Here is a 1,935-nt window from a genome sequence, read left to right as displayed (position 1 = left end):
TAGCATTATCGACTCAATTCCATGAATCTCTTAGGCCGTAAAACATGCCAATATTCGCGGGTTGCCTCATTGGCTTTCAGAGCCGGTGCGTGGAAGTTTAGCTTGGTTCAAAGTGTGGAAAGGGCAAGTCTATCGGTGCTCAGTATTTGTTAAACGTTCGGCGCCGCTAGGTTAGGTGGTTTAAAAGCAACATTGTTGCTGAAAGGCCGCATTTCGTGGTTGTCGGGACTTTGGCTGTAACATAGTGACTCTGCTGTTTCTTGAATCACAAAAAGTGTTTGGTTTGTTTGTGGTTTTTCGTGCTTCAGGTAGTCTGCACTGGGCCAAATTGGCTTATGCGTGCAAATTCGCATAACAAAGCGTTTAAGGCAGATTCCCAACGCTTGGCATTTTGTATTCTACGTTGGGTTAAGTGTCTACGGTGCAATGGTTTAGGTTAGGTGGTTGGCGTTGCTCACTACTTAACGCGGCGTTATGTGCTCGGAGGGAATATGGAAATTCAGAAGGTCCTAAAATCGGACTTAGAGGCAGTGACAAGGCTTGTTTCAGAGGTCTCAGACAAGGATGTGCTTCCATTGTTTAATGAACAGGGAAAGCAAGAGTATAAGGACAGAGTTTTACCTGACCTAGTGACAACTTTTGACCATGAGAAGTTTTCATCTGTTAAGGCCGTATCAGGTGGGGAAGTCCTTGGTTTTGCTGCTTTACGTGATGGGAATTATCTAACACATTTATTTGTTGCAAATTCACAGCAAGGATCAGGTTTAGGTCGTGCTTTATTGAATCATTTGCTCAACCAGACAGATGCTCGTGAAGTTAGCCTGCGTTCATCGGTGAATGCTGTTGAGTTTTACAATCGTAATGGTTTCGTAGCAACAGGTGAAGAATCCGAGTTCAACGGAATTAGGTTCGTACCAATGTCTTTAGTACGCACATAACAAAGCATTTAAGAGTGATTCGCAACGCTTGGCGGTTTCGCTTCGCTCAAGTATAGCCAAGCGTTGCTCACACCTTAATGCGGCGTTAAGTTCCCTTTCAAATACTGAGATAATGTTTAATGAACAAAAAGTTACCAAATGATCCTCTATCTTTAGTTCTATGCCTAGAAGCTAAAAAATGTGATCCTGAAGAAGTTCGTTATCTAAATGAAGGTGAGCACGACCCTATATTTCATAAGTTATATAATGATTTTGGGTTGGGGAAAAAGCACTCACATATTTCAAGAGTTTCATTATCTAGGATTGTCTGTGGTTTTTATAAACGGGATGACAATGAGTGGGATTTTTATACAGATGATGTTATTGATTCGGGTATTGAAAGAACTAAAGATGCCATTCAAGGCGGTATAAGACCCTCATTACATATATATGTGAATAGAAATCCTAAGTGTAGTTTTGACTACGTATGCCCTGATGATGCCCATGCTTACAATGCATATAAAGCTTTAGGAATAAACAAAGTTCCTGTAATTATCCATGGGGAAATAGGGGAGCTTGAAGAGTCCGCTTTCAAAATTAAAGGGTTTAAATCTGGGGAGCAAATAAAACACTATATATATGGAATGGTGTGTGTTAAGCCCAAAGGGCTTTACTCAATATTCAGTAGTGATAAGTTCTCCAATGAAGGCAATATGGTCGAGTGTGTGGAGCTTATGGAAGAGATTGTCAACTCTGTGAAGTCAGAATTCAAAGGTTTTCATCATAGTAGGCTAAATCCCAAAATACATTACCATCATGTAATGTACTCAGTACTTGTAAGATTAGGTGAATCATTGAGATCAATAAAGCTATTATTGCAGGATGGTCTGTTTCTTCAATCTGCACACCTTTTGCGTAGTATATATGAACTAGTCTTAACTTTTTATATTAGCTGGATAAGCCCTCATGAAATCGCTCGATTTCTTCTAAATAACAAGTATCATGTCCGAGAGTGAGT

The 1,935-nt window shown here is 40.1% G+C and carries 2 protein-coding genes; both read left to right on the top strand.

Annotated features, from left to right (window positions below):
* Positions 1–491 precede the first annotated feature (491 nt).
* On the top strand, positions 492–938 hold the full coding sequence (locus RH45_RS00770) for a GNAT family N-acetyltransferase (RefSeq protein WP_008072652.1): 447 nt from the start codon (positions 492–494) through the stop codon (positions 936–938).
* Positions 939–1,057: 119 nt separating this feature from the next.
* Complete coding sequence (locus RH45_RS00765) at positions 1,058–1,933, top strand: hypothetical protein (protein WP_008072650.1); 876 nt, start codon at positions 1,058–1,060, stop codon at positions 1,931–1,933.
* Positions 1,934–1,935: the final 2 nt, after the last annotated feature.

Origin of the sequence: Vibrio sinaloensis DSM 21326, from assembly GCF_000189275.1 — a bacterium.
GTDB classification, from domain to species: Bacteria; Pseudomonadota; Gammaproteobacteria; order Enterobacterales; family Vibrionaceae; genus Vibrio; species Vibrio sinaloensis.
The sequence above is the reverse complement of the archived record's forward strand: the minus strand, read 5'-3'. Positions and strand labels throughout refer to the sequence as shown.

Coding starts and splice junctions, on each gene's coding strand:
- RH45_RS00770 (WP_008072652.1), top strand. CDS start 492: ATGGAAATTCAGAAGGTCCTAAAATCGGACTTAGAGGCAGTGACAAGG.
- RH45_RS00765 (WP_008072650.1), top strand. CDS start 1,058: ATGAACAAAAAGTTACCAAATGATCCTCTATCTTTAGTTCTATGCCTA.